The sequence below is a fragment of the Clostridium sp. D46t1_190503_E9 genome, from assembly GCF_015555225.1.
GTDB lineage: Bacteria > Bacillota > Clostridia > Clostridiales > Clostridiaceae > Clostridium.
Genome location: NZ_JADNKB010000008.1, coordinates 128,823 through 147,341, shown reverse-complemented (window position 1 = coordinate 147,341; position 18,519 = coordinate 128,823). Strand labels below are relative to the sequence as shown.

Annotated in this window: 18 protein-coding genes; 14 read left to right on the top strand and 4 right to left on the bottom strand. The window is 27.6% G+C overall.

All coding sequences use genetic code 11. The features are described from left to right. Positions 1–217 precede the first annotated feature (217 nt). The 12 genes from I2E83_RS11030 (at position 218) to I2E83_RS10975 (ending at position 13,963) form a co-directional block, all read left to right on the top strand. Positions 218–1,288, top strand: a complete 1,071-nt coding sequence (locus I2E83_RS11030) for an ABC transporter ATP-binding protein (protein WP_195262955.1) — start codon at positions 218–220, stop codon at positions 1,286–1,288. Continuing rightward, entirely contained in the window at positions 1,288–2,169 is an 882-nt protein-coding gene (locus tag I2E83_RS11025) for a sugar ABC transporter permease (protein WP_195262956.1), read from the top strand. The genes I2E83_RS11030 and I2E83_RS11025 overlap by 1 nt, the downstream gene beginning before the upstream one ends. Positions 2,170–2,177: 8 nt before the next feature. Beyond that, a complete protein-coding gene (locus tag I2E83_RS11020) occupies positions 2,178–2,996 on the top strand; it encodes a carbohydrate ABC transporter permease (protein ID WP_195262957.1) in 819 nt (272 codons plus the stop codon). Continuing rightward, positions 2,980–4,275 (top strand): MBL fold metallo-hydrolase, encoded by a 1,296-nt coding sequence (locus I2E83_RS11015; RefSeq protein WP_195262958.1) that lies wholly within the window; start codon positions 2,980–2,982, stop codon positions 4,273–4,275. Before I2E83_RS11020 ends, I2E83_RS11015 begins: the two co-directional genes overlap by 17 nt. A 19-nt stretch (positions 4,276–4,294) precedes the next feature. After that, positions 4,295–5,551 carry an ABC transporter substrate-binding protein gene (locus tag I2E83_RS11010; RefSeq protein ID WP_195262959.1) on the top strand — a complete coding sequence of 419 codons (1,257 nt, stop codon included), beginning with the start codon at positions 4,295–4,297 and terminating at the stop codon, positions 5,549–5,551. A gap of 120 nt (positions 5,552–5,671) precedes the next feature. Beyond that, positions 5,672–7,186: a 5'-nucleotidase C-terminal domain-containing protein gene (locus I2E83_RS11005; RefSeq protein ID WP_195429804.1), complete on the top strand. Its 1,515-nt coding sequence runs from the start codon at positions 5,672–5,674 to the stop codon at positions 7,184–7,186. A gap of 265 nt (positions 7,187–7,451) precedes the next feature. After that, on the top strand, positions 7,452–8,717 hold the full coding sequence (locus I2E83_RS11000; RefSeq protein ID WP_195429802.1) for a chloride channel protein: 1,266 nt from the start codon (positions 7,452–7,454) through the stop codon (positions 8,715–8,717). A gap of 150 nt (positions 8,718–8,867) precedes the next feature. Continuing rightward, positions 8,868–10,469 (top strand): beta-N-acetylhexosaminidase, encoded by a 1,602-nt coding sequence (locus I2E83_RS10995; RefSeq protein WP_195429800.1) that lies wholly within the window; start codon positions 8,868–8,870, stop codon positions 10,467–10,469. A 235-nt stretch (positions 10,470–10,704) separates the two neighbouring features. Next, complete coding sequence (locus I2E83_RS10990; RefSeq protein WP_195262963.1) at positions 10,705–10,980, top strand: CD3324 family protein; 276 nt, start codon at positions 10,705–10,707, stop codon at positions 10,978–10,980. 238 nt (positions 10,981–11,218) lie between these two features. Further along, positions 11,219–11,938, top strand: coding sequence for an MBL fold metallo-hydrolase (locus I2E83_RS10985; protein WP_195429798.1), 720 nt, complete (start codon positions 11,219–11,221; stop codon positions 11,936–11,938). 315 nt (positions 11,939–12,253) lie between these two features. After that, positions 12,254–13,306 (top strand): inorganic phosphate transporter, encoded by a 1,053-nt coding sequence (locus I2E83_RS10980; protein ID WP_195429796.1) that lies wholly within the window; start codon positions 12,254–12,256, stop codon positions 13,304–13,306. Between the two features lie 33 nt (positions 13,307–13,339). Further along, the gene (locus tag I2E83_RS10975; RefSeq protein ID WP_195429794.1) at positions 13,340–13,963 is read left to right on the top strand and encodes a DUF47 family protein; all 624 of its coding nucleotides are present in this window, start codon (positions 13,340–13,342) and stop codon (positions 13,961–13,963) included. A 47-nt stretch (positions 13,964–14,010) separates the two neighbouring features. Here the strand turns inward: I2E83_RS10975 and I2E83_RS10970 are convergent, their stop codons facing one another. From I2E83_RS10970 to I2E83_RS10960, 3 genes are all read right to left on the bottom strand, one after another. After that, positions 14,011–14,868 (bottom strand): metallophosphoesterase, encoded by an 858-nt coding sequence (locus I2E83_RS10970; protein WP_195429792.1) that lies wholly within the window; start codon positions 14,866–14,868, stop codon positions 14,011–14,013. A gap of 26 nt (positions 14,869–14,894) precedes the next feature. Next, positions 14,895–15,422 carry a hypothetical protein gene (locus I2E83_RS10965; protein ID WP_207738504.1) on the bottom strand — a complete coding sequence of 176 codons (528 nt, stop codon included), beginning with the start codon at positions 15,420–15,422 and terminating at the stop codon, positions 14,895–14,897. Between the two features lie 85 nt (positions 15,423–15,507). Beyond that, entirely contained in the window at positions 15,508–16,317 is an 810-nt protein-coding gene (locus tag I2E83_RS10960) for a hypothetical protein (RefSeq protein ID WP_195429788.1), read from the bottom strand. 159 nt (positions 16,318–16,476) lie between these two features. Between I2E83_RS10960 and I2E83_RS10955 the strand changes: the two genes are divergently transcribed. Then, positions 16,477–17,106: a Vat family streptogramin A O-acetyltransferase gene (locus I2E83_RS10955; protein WP_195429786.1), complete on the top strand. Its 630-nt coding sequence runs from the start codon at positions 16,477–16,479 to the stop codon at positions 17,104–17,106. 188 nt (positions 17,107–17,294) lie between these two features. Continuing rightward, on the top strand, positions 17,295–17,498 hold the full coding sequence (locus tag I2E83_RS10950) for a heavy-metal-associated domain-containing protein (RefSeq protein ID WP_195262971.1): 204 nt from the start codon (positions 17,295–17,297) through the stop codon (positions 17,496–17,498). 65 nt (positions 17,499–17,563) lie between these two features. Here I2E83_RS10950 and I2E83_RS10945 read toward each other — a convergent pair whose 3' ends face one another. After that, positions 17,564–18,439 carry a LysR family transcriptional regulator gene (locus I2E83_RS10945; protein WP_195429784.1) on the bottom strand — a complete coding sequence of 292 codons (876 nt, stop codon included), beginning with the start codon at positions 18,437–18,439 and terminating at the stop codon, positions 17,564–17,566. Between the last annotated feature and the right edge of the window lie 80 nt (positions 18,440–18,519).

The window sequence follows — 18,519 nt, the reverse complement described above, 5'->3', positions numbered from 1 at the left end:
TAAATTAAATTTCTAATTGTAAATATATTTACCGGTTTTTCTAGAAATATTATATTTAATTAAAATAATTCTAAAAAAACATTAATAAATGTTAAAATTTTATTTATTAAAAGTTAAAAATACGAATAAATATTGTATTAATATAATAAATTTAGTATATTATATTTGTATTAAAACTTAGAGATTAAACATAAAAAATAAACACTAGAGGTGAAACATGATACATATTGAAAAACTTAAAAAAGTTTATAACAATGGTTATGAAGCTTTAAAAAGCATCAATCTTGAGATTAATGAGGGTGAACTTGTTTGCCTATTAGGACCTAGTGGTTGCGGAAAAACAACTATACTTAATCTACTTGCAGGACTTTTAGATCCTACCAGTGGAGATATAAGATTTGACAATGAATCTATAATTGGAAAGCATCCTAAAGATAGAAATATTGGTTTAGTATTTCAAAATTATGCGCTATATCCACACATGACAGTTTTAGAAAATGTTATGTTCCCTCTTACAGTTGGAAAGAAGAAAAAGCCAAAAAGTGAGGCACTTGAAATAGCTAAAAAGTATATGAAAATTACAAGTATTGAAGAGTTAGCTAATAAAAAGCCAGGGGAAATGTCAGGGGGGCAACAACAAAGAGTTGCTATAACAAGAGCATTAGTTCAAAATCCTAAAATATTATTATTAGACGAGCCTTTAAGTAATTTAGATGCAAGATTAAGATTAAAAATAAGAGAAGAAATAAGAAGACTTGTAAAAGAAATTGGTATTACTACTATTTTTGTTACTCACGATCAAGAAGAAGCTTTATCTATAAGTGATAGGATAGTATTAATGAATGAAGGTGTTGTTCAACAATTTGATATACCTCAAAATTTATACTTAGAACCTGCAAATCTATTTGTAGCTAAGTTTATGGGAAATCCTATAATCAATATATTTGAAGTTGAAAAAGAAGGAAATCTATTAAAAACAAAGGATTTCAATATTGATTTAAATTTATTAAATAAAGATAGATTTAAGCAAGATTTAAATGAAAATAAGTATTTTGTAGGAATTAGACCAGAATATTTTGAAATAAGTAAAAATCCATTATTTAAAGTTAAAGTTGAATCTATTGAATTAATAGGAAAAGACTGTATAGTAAACTTCAATGTTAATGATATAAATGCAAAATCAATTACTGATATAAGCAATAAAGTACTTGAAGGTGATGAATTAGGACTTGATATTGACTATAATGGAATCTACATATTCCAAGAGAATGGAGTTAGAGTGTACTAATGAGAAAGTTAAAGTATAGAGCAGAAAATTCACCACAAGCATGGTTATTTCTTTTACCTGCTTTAATAGTAATTGGGATATTTAATGTATTACCATTAATCAAAACATTTATTATGTCTTTTCAAAAGGGAACTTTAAATAATTTAGCATTCAATGGATTTAAGAATTATGGGATTGTTTTAAAAGATCCAAAGTTTCACACTGCAGTAGGTAATACAGCTATTTTTGCCTTTGTGGTTGTGCCTGTGGGATTAATTATTTCAATGTTTATTGCAATTACAGTTTATGAAAGAATCAAACATAAAGATATTTTTGAAACTATATTCTTTATACCATATTTAACGAGTGTAATTGCCGTTGGTATAGTTTTTAGATTTTTATTAAATGGTGAATATGGATTTGTAAACTATATATTAGGATTTTTTAATGTTGGACCAATAAATTTCTTGGATGATCCTAATATGAGTATGATAACACTAGTTATATTTGGTATATGGTCAGGACTTGCATTTAACATAATTATATTACTTTCAGGTTTAAGAAATATTGACAAAAGTTATTACAAAGTAGCAGATATGTTTGGAGCAACAAAGGTTGAACAATTTTTTAGAATAACATTACCTCAAATGATACCAATTATTACGTTTTTATTAATGGTTAATTTTATTAATGCATTTAAGGTTTATGCACAAGTTTTTGCAATATTCAATGGAAAAGCAGGTATTGCAGATAGTGCTACTACAGCAGTATTCTACATATTCAATAAGTTCTATGTTGAAAATCGTTATGGACAAGGAATGGCAGCTGCAGTTATCTTATTTGGTTTAATTTTAATTTTCACATTAATTCAAAATCGTATATTAAAAAGATTATCTAAGTAGGTGAAGTGATGAAAAAAGTAAATTTAGTTTTATCAAAGACGTTTATTCTTATTATGGCGTTGATTACACTATTTCCTTTTGTATATATGATTTTATCAAGTTTAATGACGTATCAAGAGGCAACTAGTATTCCACCAACGCTATTTCCAGAGAAGTTTCAATGGGGAAACTTTGTTTTAGCAATGGAGCAGGCTCCTTTTGTTAGATATTTCTTTAATACGATTTTAGTTGCTGGAGTATCAACAATTGGAACAATAATAACTTCAATATTAGCAAGCTTTGCTTTAGTAAAATTAGAGTTCAAATATAAGAATGCTTTAGTACTTGGTATGGCAGCTTTACTTATGGTACCATATGAAGTTACTGTTTTCACAAATTATCAAACAATTGCACAGCTAGGATTATTAGATACATATACAGCACTAATACTTCCATCTTTAGCAAGTGTGTTTTACATATTTTATTTAAAAGAATATTTAACAAGTATCCCAATTTCCTACTATAAAGCTGCAAAGGTTGATGGATGTAGTGATTTGGAATTTGTTAATAGAATTTTAATTCCTTTAGCAAAACCAGCATTATTTACAATGGGTATCTTAAGCTTTATTAATGGATGGAATTCATTCCTATGGCCAATACTAGTAACAAATAGTAAGGAAATGAGATTGTTAAGTAATGGATTAAGTTCCTTTGCTACTGAAAGCGGGTCAAATGTTCATTTACAAATGGCTGCATCAACAATTGCTATAGTTCCTATTTTAATTTTATATTTAATTTTTAGAAAACAAATCATTAGAGGAGTTGTTAAGAGTGGCGTTAAAGGATAAAAAAACAAAGATTACGTTTCACAATGGTATTTTAACTATTGGAGGAACAATAATAGAAATAACATATGAAGATAGTCATATATTCTTCGATTTTGGAAGTGAATATGATCCGAAATCACCAGTACAACCAACTAATTTACAAGAATTATTAGATGAAAATTTAGTTCCATATTTAAATAATATGTTTGATCCTAAAATTCCACTAAAAGGTTATGAGTCAAAAGAAGATAACTTTAAAAATACAGCAGTATTTTTATCACATGTGCATTTAGATCATTCAAAGATAGTAAATTATTTAAATCCAGAAGTACCTTTATATACATTAGAGGGTACTAAGTCTCTATTAAATACTTTGAATATAAATAATGATTTTCTTTTCCCTCTACATGAGAATAAAGGAAATAATACGAGAGATATAATTGGAGTTAAAGAAAATGAAGTGATAGAAATTGGCAAAATAAAAGTTAAAGTAATGCCAGTTGATCATGATGCATATGGAGCATGTGGATTGTTGATTGAAACTCCTGATCTAGTAATATCTTATACAGGAGATATAAGACTTCATGGATATAGAAAAGAAGCTACTTTAAACTTCTGTAAGGAAAGTGAAAATTGTGATGTTTTACTAATAGAAGGTGTAAGTGTCTCGTTCCAAGAGTTTGATGATGATGTTAGTGATAAGGAAATTTCAAATGAACCAGAACTAATAGAAAAGATAAATGAAATTGTTAATAATAATCCTAACAAACAAATAACATTTAATTATTATATTTCTAATATAGAAAGAATTTTAAATATAATAAAAACCAATTCGAGAAAAGTTGTTTTAGATGCATATTATTCTTATGTACTAAAGGAAGCAACTGGATATGAATCTTATTATTATCAATTAGATAATGGAGATTATGGATTGGATGAAAATCTTAAAGTTAGTTTTGAAGATTTATTAAATGATGAAGGAAGCTTTTTCTGGCAACTAGATAAACTTGCAATTAAATATATGGATAAATTAAAAGAAGGTGGAATATATATTCACTCAAATGCAGTTCCATTAGGTGAATTTGATCCTGCATATGCACCATTCGTAAACAAATTTGAAGAAAAGAATATTAAATTCGAAAGAGTTTCATGTAGTGGGCATGCTCATCCTTATGATTTAATTGAAATAATTAACTTAATTAAACCTAAGTTACTAGTTCCAATTCATTCATATCGTCCTGAAAAACTTTATAATGAATCTGGGGATAGGCTATTACCAGAGAAAAAGCAAACAATTTAACAACAACGGAGGGTGAAAAATGAAGTTCAAAAAATTATTAGCATTAGCCCTATCAGTAGGACTATTAACTGGATGTTCTACTAAAGGTGCTGAATCAAAAAATGAAGAAATAGTAACAGAAATAACAAATCCAGTAGAAATAACATTTTGGCATGCTATGAGTGGAGACTTAGAAAAATCTCTAATAAAATTAACAGATGAATTTACTGCACAAAATCCTAATATTAAGGTTACTTTACAAAACCAATCAAGTTATCCAGACTTACAACAAAAAATAACTGCAACAGTTGCAAGTCCTAAGGATTTACCAACAATAACTCAAGCATATCCTGATTGGATGTTTAACCCTATACAAGATGGATTAGTTACAGATTTAACTCCATACATAGAAAATGAAACTCTTAAGTTTGATAATTATGATGATATATTACCAAGCCTTAGAGAAGCAGCTAAGATAGATGGAAAGATATATGGAATGCCATTTAATAAATCAACAGAAGTTATTTGGTATAACAAAACATTATTTGATGAATTAAAATTAACACCTCCAACAAATTATGATGAACTTGTAAAAGTTGCAAAAGAAATTAAAGATAAAAAAGGTATTCCAGGTGCTGGATTTGATTCTTTAAATACTTACTATACTACATTCTTAAAATCAGAAGGTAAAACTTTTGATAATAACTTTGATGTTACAAGTGATGCGTCAGTTAAAGCTGTTAATTACTATTTAGATGGTGTCAAGGAAGGTTACTTCAGAATTGCTGGAACAGATAAATATTTATCAGGACCATTTGGAAATGAAACTATAGGTATGTATGTTGGTTCAAATGCAGGTGAAAATTTTGTTAAACAAGGTGTTGGTGACAAATTTGAAGTAGGTGCTGCTCCATATCCAACAAATGCTTCATTACAACAAGGTACTGATTTATATGTATTCTCAAGTGCTACACCAGAACAAAAGACTGCTGCATACGAATTTTTTAGATTCTTAACTAGCAAAGAAAAGCAAATTCAATGGGCTTCAGAAACTGGATATATGCCAGTAAGACAAAGTGCTATTGAATCAGAAGAATATAAAAATTCTGGAAGCTTAATAGCTCCAATATTAGCAGATGCAACTAAGAACTTATATACAAACCCTGTAATAGCTGGTGCTGATGCTGCATACCGTGAAGCAGGTACAGTTTTAGAAGCGATATTAGCTGATACTAAAACAGATGTGACTAAAAAATTAGAAGAATTTAAAACAACTTTAAATTCAATTTGGGAATAATATAACAGGAGCTGCTTTATGGCAGCTCCAAATTTTGAAAGCTCCGTAAGGAGTTTTTTCTTTAATTTTATATTATACATTATTCATTTTACATTGTGCAAAGCACATAAAGGAGGTACTATGAAATTAGTAATTTATCAAACAAGTGATTTACATGGATTTGTATATCCAACAAATTATGTAACTGAAAAATCTCTTGGAATATTAAAAATAGGAACCTATATTTTAAAGGATGAAAAGAACTATGATGCATCTTTAAAAATAGATTGTGGTGATTTAATTCAAGGGTCAGCCTTAACTCATTATTTATCTAAGCAAAATCTAGAGACTAATCCAATAACAGAACTGTTAGAAGATATAGGATACGATGCGTATACTTTAGGTAATCATGAATTTAATTATGGATTAGATTATTTAAATACTGCTTATAAGACGGTTTCAGATAAAATTATAAACTCCAATATTAAAGGTTTGTCATTTGATAGTAATCCTTATAAGATTTTTGATTTTAATGGTTTTAAGGTAGGATGTATAGGGTTTACAACATCATTTATACCTAATTGGGAACAAGAAAAGAATATTAAAAACTTAGAATTTTTAGATCCTGTAAAAGTTTATGGAGAATATGAAGAGGAATTAAAAGAAAAATCTGATATTATAATAGCTTGTTATCATGGAGGCTTCGAAAAAAGTCTAGATGGAAATAACACGCCTACAGAAAAGTTAACAAAGGAGAACCAAGCAAGTGAATTGTTAGAAAACTATGATTCTATAGATATTGTTTTAAGTGGTCATCAACATAGATCATTTATAACAAAAATAAATGGAGTTATATGTACACAACCTATGCATAATGGTCAAAATTTTACTAAGATAGTTATAGATACTGAAACTAAAGAGATAAATTATGAATTAATAGATGTATCAAAATTAAATGATGAAATTGATTCTAAGCTAGAAAAACGATTTGCGAATATAAATAAGGAGCTACAAGATTATTTAGATAAGGAAATAGGCCATTTTAAAAATGACATAATCTTAGATGATATCTTTATAGCAAGACTTAAGGGGCATCCTTTCATAAACTTCTTACATGAAGTTCAATTAGATGTTTCTAATGCAGATTTTTCAGCTTTATCATTATTTGATACGGCTATTGGATTTAAGAAAAATGTTTCAATTAGAGACGTACTAATTAATTATCCATATCCAAATACATTAAAAGTTCTTAAAATTAAAGGTAGCAAAGTTAAAGAAGCTATTGAAAAAAGTGCTACATATTTTGTTTTAGAAAATAATGAAATTAAAATTAATAAAGAATTTTTAGTACCGAAGGTACAAAACTATAATTATGATACATTTGCAGGTTTAACTTATGAAATAGATTTAAATGAAGATTTCGGAAATCGTGTTGTTTCAATGAAAAAGGATGGAAAAGAAATAGATTTAAATAAAGATTACACAATAGTTTTAAATAATTATCGTGCAAGCAATACAGCTATTTATCCTGCTTATGAAAATGCTCAAGTTGTAAAAGAAATAAATATGGATATGAGTGAGCTTATAATAGATTATTTCCAAAGAAACCATGAAGTAGATATTCCTGGTGAAAGTAGTTATATAATTAAATATTAATTTATTATTTAGAGTTCAAGGATATTTTTAAAATTATAATATCTTTGAACTTTTTTATTTATAAGATTAATTTATATTATTAACATGAAATCACATTCAAATTTTATGATAATATAGTGAATTTAATTAATATAAATTATATTAAGATTGAAGGAATAATAGCCAAATGAATAAAGTTGTTATAATAAGTGATTAATAGGAATTATTTTTTCATAATATCAAATAATAAAGTTTATTAGTACTATTTGAAACAAGGAGAATATTGATGAGCGAACAAGTTAATACTGAAAAAAATCAAGATTATTATAAATTAATACGGCAAATGTTTAAGTGGATTATATTAAGCATTGCTATGGCTATACCTATTGGCATTATAGTTGGTCTGTTTAATAGGATGTTATCTGCAGCTAATAATTACAGAAAGGATCATGAGTATTTAATATACTTTTTGCCTATAGCAGGGTTAATAATAACGTTTATGTATTTAAAAACAAAAAGAAATGCATATTCAGGAGAAAATTTGCTTAAATCTGAAGTTCAATCAGCAGCTAAGGATATTCCATTTTATATGACATTTGTAGTATTTATAGGATCTTTATTAACTACATTTTGCGGTGGCTCGGCAGGAAAAGAGGGGTCAGCAGTAGCAATGGGAGGGACTTTAGGAGATTTTATAGCAAGGAAGTTTAAATTATCTGATGATGAACAAAGAACATTAGTAATATGTGGGGTTGGGAGTGCATTTGGAGTAATATATGATGTGCCTTTTGCAGGAGCAATCTTAGGAATGGAGTTAATATTAAAAGGTAGGTTTCATTATCAAGCATTAATTCCAGCTTTTTTAACAGCTGTAATATCTAATGAAATAGCAATAAGAGTAGGAAGTAAGGTTGTAGAGTATCCTAATTTAGTTTTAGATGATTTAAGCTTTGTAGTTCTTATGAAATTAGTATTACTAGGTATAATATTTGGAATAGGCGGATTTATATTTAATTTAGTATTAGATAATAGTAGTAAGGTTTATAATATGTTTACTAAAAATCCATATATAAAAGCTATTTTAGGTGGAGTTATAACAATAATTCTATTTTTAATAGTTGGAGATAATTATAATGGATTAGGTCAGTCTTTTATAAATGAATCATTTAAAAGTCATGTAAGTATAATGGATTCTATATGGAAAATTATATTCACAGCTGTCGCATTAGGTTCAGTTTTCCAAGGGGGAAGAGGAAATCCAACATTTTTTGTAGGAGCAACTTTAGGAAGCTTTGTTTCTAAATTTATTAATTTACCACTTACATCTGTGACAGCATTAGGAATGATAGGGTTATTTTGTAGTGCAACCTCTCTTCCTATAACGTCCATAGCTATGGCTTTGGAATACTTTGGTGGAGAGGAAATGGTAGCAATTATAACTGTTATGACAGTTAGTTATATAATTTCTGGATTTTATGATATATTAACAAAAAGAAAATTACCAAAAGAAAAAGAAAAAATATTTGAAGGAAATATAAGAAAACATGATTAAAGAGATTAATATGCATAATGGAGCGCTGAATTAATTTATAAAAATGAGGTATATACTTTTAAATTTAGGTTATAAGATAATTATGAAGGATATATATTTAATAATATATATTTAATATAAACTTATGATTAATATAGGGAAGGTGAACTAATGAAGAAAAAACATAATAAATTTTTTAAATCTCTATCTCTAATTATGTTAGCTATTTTAATATTAACATTTTATTCAATAAGTCTTTTTAGAGATAAAGAAGAAGTACAATCTGTATTTGTAGCAGAAACTAGTGATAATGATATTATTCCAAAGCCATTAAGATATGAAAAGGGAACTGGAAAGTTTTTGCTTACTAAGGATACTTCAATTTATGTAAAAGGAAATAATGAAGCAGAAACAGAGGAGCTTAGCAGAATTGCAGAATTATTAAAAGAAAAATTAAAACCTTCAACAGGATTTGAGTTGAATATAATAAGGGGTGAAAAGCCTGCTGTATCAAGCATTTATTTAACAACTATTGGAGGAGAAGAAGCTCAAGGAAATGAAGGATACAAAATGATAACTACTTCTGAAAATGTTAAGATAATAGCATATAAGCCAGAAGGTGTTTTTAGAGGTGTTCAAACATTAAAACAGTTATTACCTACAGATATTGTAAAAAGTACATTAGTTACTAATGTTGAGTGGAGTATTCCTGTTTCTACAATAAATGATAAGCCTGAATATCAATATAGAGGGTTAATGATAGATGTTGCTAGGCATTTTTTTACAGAAGATGAAATTAAACGCCAAATAGATTATGCGTCACAGTATAAAATAAATAGAGTACATTTACATCTTACTGATGATCAAGGATGGCGTATTGAAATAAAGAAATATCCAGATTTAACTCTTATAGGAGGAAGTACAGAAGTTGGTGGTGGACCAGGAGGATACTATACACAAGATCAGTTTAAAAGTATAGTTAAATATGCAGCTGATAGATATATAGAAATAATTCCGGAAGTTGATATGCCAGGTCATAGTAATGCAGCATTAGCTTCTTATGGATTCTTAAATCCAGATGGAAAAAGAAAACCATTATATACAGGAACAGATGTTGGTTTTAGCTCTTTCATGACACATAGTGAAAAAACATATGAATTTATTAGTGATGTTATCAAAGAAATCTCAGAAATATCACCTTCAAAATATTTTCATATAGGAGGAGATGAAGCTGAAAGTACTAAAAAAGCCGATTATGATTATTTTGTGGGAAGAGTAGCTAAGATAGTTGAAAGTTATGGGAAAACGCCAATAGGATGGGATCCAATAGATACTGCCCCAGAAATAAATTCAAGTGTAGTGTTACAAAATTGGAAGGATTCAAATGAAGCAGCTAGAGAAAAAAAGATGAAGATGATAATTTCGATAGCATCAAAAGCTTATTTGGATATGAAGTATAATGAAAGTACGCCATATGGATTAGATTGGGCAGGATACATTCCTATAGAAACTGCATATAAATGGGATCCTACAGAATATGCTCCTAGGGATTTGATTTTAGGGTTAGAAGCTCCATTATGGACAGAAACTATTTCAACTGTAGAGCAAATGGATTTTATGATATATCCAAGATTACTAGGTTACGCTGAAATTGGTTGGACTCCTAAAGAACTTAGAAATTGGGATGAATATAAAATTAGGTTGGAGAAACAAGGCGAAAGACTTAGTAATCAAGGCATTAATTATTATAGGGATAGTGGTATATGGAAATAAAATTCAAAGATATTAATTTAGATTTATGTTAAAATAGTATTATATTATTAAATAAGGGGAGAATTTTGATGTGTATTAGAGTAGAATTAGTTGTTAGATTAGGCTCTAAGCAAGGACTGTAAGCTATTATTACAATTTTGTTTAGAGCCGTATTAGCAATATAAATGCGGTTTGAATGTTTTGTGCAGTCTTTGCTTTTTATTTATGAATTAAGTAGTAGATAGGAGCAACTAATATGAAGTATAAAAAAGCACAAGATATATTGCCAGAGGAGATTATTAAAATAATTCAAGAATATGTAGATGGAGGATATCTATATATTCCTACAAAGTTTGAAAAAAGAAAATCCTGGGGCACTCAAAGTGGACTAAAGGATGAGTTAAAACAAAGAAATAGAGAAATTTACAGTAAGTATAGTGAAGGAATGACTATTAATGAGCTTACTAAATGTTACTATCTTACTGAAAGTAGTATTAGAAGAATAATTAGACAACAAAAAGATATAATATGAATTTTGAAAATAATACCTATATGATTTTTATATAGGTATTATTTTTTTATCAAAATTTGTTCAGAAGTGTTTTTAAACTTGTTACATAAATTTATTAAATGATATTATTCGTATAAGGTATTGGTATGAATAAAATATATTACTTTTTTAATAATATAATTAAAAGCATATTTTGATTATATTATATTTATCTATAAATAAAGTAAAGTTATAAAGGTATATTGAAAGGGGAATAAAGATGAATATAGTAACAGTATTGGATGTTAACTTTGAGTATGGAGGCACGGTTAATACAATTTTTCCTGTAATATTAAGTGATAATAACAATATGATATTAATTGATTGTGGATATCAAAACTTTTTACCGCTAATAGAAGAGTGTGCTGGAAAAAAAGAAATTGAATTAAATAAACTGACAAAGATAATTATAACTCATCACGATTATGATCATATGGGATCACTAGCAGATTTTAAAAGGAAATATCCTAATATAGAAGTATTATCATCATATATAGAATCAAGATATATAAGTGGAGAAGAAAAATCCTTAAGGTTAAAGCAAGCAGAATTTATATATGATACTATTCCAGAAGAGGATAAAGAGGAGGCAAGAAATTTTCAACATATGCTCGAATCCATAGAAAATGTTAAAGTTGATACAGTGTTAAAAGATAAAGAAAAGCTTGAATGGTGCGGAGGAATGGAGATAATTGAAACTCCAGGACATATGCCAGGACATATATCTATATATCTAAAAGAAAGTAAAACGCTAATAGCAGGAGATGCTTTAGTTATAGAGGATAATAAATTAGCAATTGCAAACCCTCAGTATACATTAGATATGGAGAAAGCTAGAAATTCTATAATGAAGTTATTAAATTATGATATAGAAAAAATAATATGCTATCATGGTGGAATATACAGAAAAAATATAAGAGAATCACTTATGAAAATTTAGTTTAAAACATATACTATTGATGAAAAAGTTGATTTTAAGCTGGTATTTAACAAGAATTTAACATTGTTAATTTAATCTTCTAAAACTGTTATTATTACATGCTTTGCTATTTAACAAGAATTTAACGGTATAAACTGTGTATTTTGCTTGTATTTTTAAGATTAAATATTATATAATCACATTGTAAAAATTTTGTGAACAATATTATCATGATAATGAAAATAATAATAGTAAATATATTTATTATGATATAAAAAGTAGGTTTTATGCCATATATTAACTGAAAATTAACGTAAAAATGAAAGGGGATATTTCATGACTATTTCTTTCTTTGAATTTATAGGACAAATAGTAGATAATCCGGCATTATTAATAACAGTAATTTTAACCTTAGGTGTAATTTTAGTAAATGGATGGACAGATGCACCTAATGCTATTGCAACATGTGTATCTACGAGAGCAATAGGTCCTCGTGCCGCAATATTAATGGCAGCGGTTTTTAATTTTCTAGGAGTTTTTGTAATGACTATGGTAAATGCTAATGTAGCAATGACCATTTATAATATGGTGGACTTTGGAGGAGATTCTGGTGATGCTTTAGTTGCTTTATGTGCTTCATTATTTGCAATTGTTGTATGGGCAACTGCAGCTTGGTATTTTGGAATTCCTACAAGTGAAAGCCATGCACTAATTGCTGGTATATCAGGAGCAGCAATTGCGCTTCAAGGTGGACTTGGTGGTATTAACGGTGGAGAGTGGATAAAGGTAATTTATGGACTAGTACTTTCTACAGGGTTAGGTTTTGTAATGGGATGGATAACTGTTAAGATTACAGAATTGATTTTTAAAGGCTTTGATCGTAGAAAGACAAGTGGTTTCTTTAAATATTCTCAAATTGGCGGAGGAGCAGCAATGGCATTTATGCATGGAGCTCAAGATGGTCAAAAGTTTATGGGAGTATTCATGCTTGGAATATTCTTAGCAAATGGACAAGGCGCTGTTGAAAACTTTGTAATTCCAGTATGGCTAATGGTAATTTGTTCTTTAGTTATGGCTTTAGGTACTTCTATAGGAGGATATAAAATTATAAAAGCAGTTGGTATGGACATGGTTAAGTTGGAGCAATACCAAGGATTTTCAGCAGATTTAGCTGCAGCTGGATGTCTTCTTATTTCTTCAGTAACAGGAATTCCTGTAAGTACAACTCATACTAAAACAACTTCTATAATGGGAGTTGGTGCAGCAAAAAGATTAAGTTCTGTAAACTGGGGAGTTGTTAAAGAAATGGTTTGGACATGGATTCTTACCTTCCCAGGCTGTGGTATTATCGGATTTTTAATGGCGAAGTTTTTCATTTGGATTTTTTAATAAAATATAAACTACAAAGGAGTAGGATTAAAAATGGGAAGTAAAAAAGGAAATGATTATTTTGAAATGTTATCTGAGTTAGTAGATTATTCATGCAGTGCAGCAAATTTACTTCATGATACTTTATTAAACTTTGATGTAAATGAAATAGAAAATAAAATAAGTGAAATGCATAAGATTGAACATGCAGCAGACTTAAAAAAACATGATATGATGAATAAATTACTTAAAGAATTTATTACACCTATCGAAAGAGGAGATATTGCAGAGTTAGCTCATGAAATTGATAATGTAACAGATGCTATAGAAGATATTTTAACAAGAATATATATGTTTAATATTACTTCTATGAGAAAAGAAGCCTTAGATTTTGCTAATGTAATAATAAAACATTGTAATGAGTTAAAAGGATTAATGAAAGAATTCCGTAACTATAAAAAGTCACAAGAAATACAAAAATTAATAATAAATATAAATGGATTAGAAGAAGAAGGAGATAAGTTATATATTATGAGTATAAGAAATCTTTATACTACTTCAAAAGATTCTATAGAATTAATGACATGGACAGACACTTTTAAATATTTTGAAAGATGTTGTGATGCTTGTGAAACTGCAGCAAATGTAGTTGAAAGTGTAATAATGAAGAATTCATAATAAATTACATAAGAATAGAATAAGATAGGCTGTTGAAATCAAACAGCCTATCTTATTGCTATTTTAAAATCATCTATTTTTTTACCTTTAGATGTTATTGCACTTACCTTAATGTATTCTTTATCTATATCTATAAGTAAAAAATGATATACAGCAATTGGGGGAACAACAACACCGGATTTGCTTTTATACTTATCACGAAGCTTTTCACCGCCACCACCTGTAATTACTTGATAAATGTACTCTCTTTTTGAAGAAGAATTTATCATCCTTCTTGAATAGTTATGCTCATGGCCACAAAAAATTATATCAATATTACATTTCTCTACTATATTTAAAAAGTTATCTCTGTCAGTAGGATACAAATCAAGGCAATGACCTAGATGAGCACCAGTTGGAAATGCTGGAGAATGAACAAAAAGAAGTTTGTTTTTATAACAGTCATATGAAATTTTCTCTAACCAATCAAGCTGAGCTTGGCTAATTTTATGAATTTCTCCATAATGAAATGAATTAAGTACTATAAGCCTAGTATCCTCAAAGTCTACGTAATAAACTGTTTTATTGTAACCATCAAGAGTAGTATCAGTAGGAATTGAATTATCATAAAACTCACTAAAAGTTTTTTCAAGTTTATAATCCTCTGGAGTTATATTTACTTCATGGTTCCCAACTACAGGAATCAGTGGTTTCCCAGGATGATATTTTTCAATAATATTTTTAAAGTCAATTAATTGTAATTTTAATAATTCTTCTTTAGGATTACCTGCAACAGTATCTCCACACATCACTATAAATTCAGGTTTAGGATCTAATTTACAAGTTTCTTTCATTATTAAATTGAGTACTTTTTTATTTATGCCATTTTCTTTCCCTTTTGAATCACCAAAAACTATAAATCTCATTTTTTTCTCCTTAAAAAATAAATGATTTACTTACAATATTTTAACCATCTAGCATAAATTTCGGGTCTTTCAGTTTTAACAAAACTTAGAAATTCATCTTTATATCCAAGATCATATAACCCTTTAATGATTAAACTAGGATATAAACGTTTTTCCTTCATAGCCTTTGCAGTATCAATAAGTTTAATATCATTTAAAGGTGTTAAAAATATATGAAATAAAGCTGAATCTAATCGTGCATATCCTATAGAATACATGGCTTCATAAAGTTCGATAATTTTATTTGATATATCTAGAGTGAGACAATGTGATGACAAATATTTATCTAATTCAATCCCATCTATATATTCTCTTACAATATGTTTATCACCATATGAATAAATCTTAGGAAAATGTGAATTTGTTTGAGCCATAAGTAAAGTGTGGATTTCATCCTTACAAGATTGTTTCTTTTTAAATATTTTAATACATTTTTTTGAATCTATTTTATATACTTTTCCTTGAGTTCCACTACCAAGTAATTGTAATTCATCTATATTTATTCCATCGTACAATTTAATTTTAATCACCTAATTAAAAAAGTAATAACAATATTAATATATGAAAAATAATAAATTTGACTTACTTTATTTTAGTTTTCTATAATTCGATTTCCTCAGCATTTATTTTAAAATTTGCATCTTTATAGGACTTTTTAATATATGATGCAGATCCAATAAATGTTAAAAGATAACCAATGAGTAAATTTTTCATAAACTCACTTCTAATTGAAGGTTCTAATAAGAAATCTGGAACAGATCTTAATGCATCAAAGAATGTTATTTCATAATAGCTTTTAAATTCTGAGTAAATATCTATAGCTAATGAAATATGATTAGCTAAATAAACCATAATTATAGTGATTATAGAAGTAATAATAACTCCTGTTATATTAAGTTTTCCACCTAGCAATTGATATCCTTTAATACAACATATAGCAATAGCTAGTCCAGCAATTGCTGCTATATAATTCATTTGGTATATTAATATCCAAACTAAAGATCCAAGTAGGGCACCTATAAATCCACCTACTATTCCACCAACTATATTGTTTCTTACATTTTGAAGATTATTTTGATTTTCACTGATAGCATTTTTGATTTCAAATTGACAATTCTTACAGCAAGGAATAACAGTATTACCTAGTAAAAATGCTGATACTTCCGTAGTTTCTCCACAAGAGCTACATCCAGTAATAAAGTTATTCATAATAGAAAAATCAATAAGTTTATTTAATACAGACAATATAATCTCTGGATCTCTATATTTTTTAGAACCTGGATTATATTGTAGCTGAATACTAGAAGGTTTATAAGAAGCATAATTAAGTTTTTTATATTCTTTTGTTAAATCATTAAGAAAAGAGTTAATTTTATCTCCCTCAAATTCATTATTAAGTACTCCTTTCATTTTATATTCTTAAATTATTCATAATTATACTAATAATTGGGTTAATTATAAATTAATAAGTATAATTCTATAATAATTCATATTTACCATATGAAATCAATATTATATAATTTATGTAATACTAAGCAAAGAAGTGAATATTTAAAAGGAGGTTTTTTTATGTTTAAAAATTTAGGACCTAATCCAAATGATATATATCCAAATGAAAATATTAAAACTGTATGTTTTATAAAAAACACTATAAAAAATCCTAATATTGAAGTTGGAGATTATTCGTATTTCTCAGGAGAAGACTTTGAAAAGCATGTAACTCATCATTATGAGTTTATTGGTGATAAGTTAGTTATAGGGAAATTTTGTGCTATTGCAAGTGGGGTAGAATTTATTATGAATGGTGCAAATCATAGAATGAATAGTGTAACTACTTATCCATTTAATATTATGGGGAATGGATGGGAAAAATCAACTCCTGCAATAGAAGATTTACCTTATAAGGGGGATACTATAGTAGGAAATGATGTCTGGATAGGAGAAAATGTAACTATAATGCCAGGTGTCAAAATTGGAGATGGGGCTATTATAGCAGCTAATTCAGTTGTTGCAAAAAATGTTGACTCATATAGTATTGTAGGAGGAAATCCTGCTACATTTATAAAGAAAAGATTTGATGATGAGTTAATAGAATATCTTTTAGAATTAAAGTGGTGGAACTGGTCTAAAGAAAAGATATTTGAGAATCTGGAAGTATTATGTAGTTCTGATTTAAATAGGATAAGAAGTATAGAATAAAGAATATAAAAAGTGGTATTAGAAAATTTGGATATACAATAGTAGTATCTAGATAAACTTTGTTTCTAATAATATTAAATAAAATAATGTATAAGCTATAGTTAAATATTAATTGTTAAGAGTTATAGAATATATACTAATATATTTTAACATACTATATCTGTATCAATTTTGAAAGGAGATATAGTATGGAAAGATTACATTGCAAGATTAATGGAATAGCTAATGAAAATATGAAAACGCAACTAAAAAATTCATTAGAAAAAGTTGAAGGTGTTAATCAAGTTTGTGTTGATATGGCAAGAGGTTCTGTTGAAGTTATGTACAATAAACCAGCTACACAACAAGGAATAAGAGCTTGTATAGAAAATACAGGACATACAATTGAATAATTAGTAAGAAAAGTAGTCTATAATTAATGAAAGCATAGACTACTTTATTTTAATATTTATATGAATTAAATAGATGAAATAACAAATTCTTTAAATATTTTTGCTATAGGGGACATATAAGCATCTTTAAGCCATCCCATATAAATAGTTTTATCTTTAATTTTTTCTTTTATCTTCAAGATAGAAACAGAATTTGTGTTGATAATTGGTGTGTTTGGAACTATTGATATTCCAGCGCCTGCCGCAACTAAACCTTCTAGCATACTTGCTTCACTAGGTCTTATTGATATTTTAGGAATATAACCTAAGAATTCAGAGTATGAAATCATCTTATCTTTACTATCTATGCAAAAAGCAACAAAGGATTCATTTTCTAATTCTTTTAAAGATACTTCGGATCTATTTGAAAGATGATGTTTTTTAGGAACTATTAAAACATATTCTTCACTTCTTATAGCAATTGATTCAATTTCAGAAGGTATATTAGAATGTTCTATACACTCATAAAATCCTAAATCTATTTTTCCAGATTTCAAATCACATATTATATTTTTTACTGATTCATGATTAAATTGAAATTTAGTATTTGGATTTTCATTTAAAAAATTACTTATTATAAAAGGCATAAAATATGTACCTACACTAGATGTAGAAGATATAGAAATACTATCAGTATTAGAATTAGTTATTTCTTTTAATTCTTTTATACCTTTATTTATTTCAAGTAATGCAGTTTTTGTATGAGATAAAAACATTTTTCCAAACCTTGTTAGTTTAATGTTACGTCCACTTTTTTCGAATAAAGGAACTCCCAATTCTTCCTCGAGTTTTGAAATTGCCTTACTCAAAGCAGGCTGGCTTACTGATAATAAATTAGATGCAGTTGTAAAATTTTCAGTTTCAGCTATTGTTTTAAAGTATTCTAATTGTTGTAAGTTCATTTTATTCTCCTTAAGATAAAGTATATGATTATATTTATAAGATTAGTTAATCTAATTTAAATTTACAAGGCAGTTTAAAA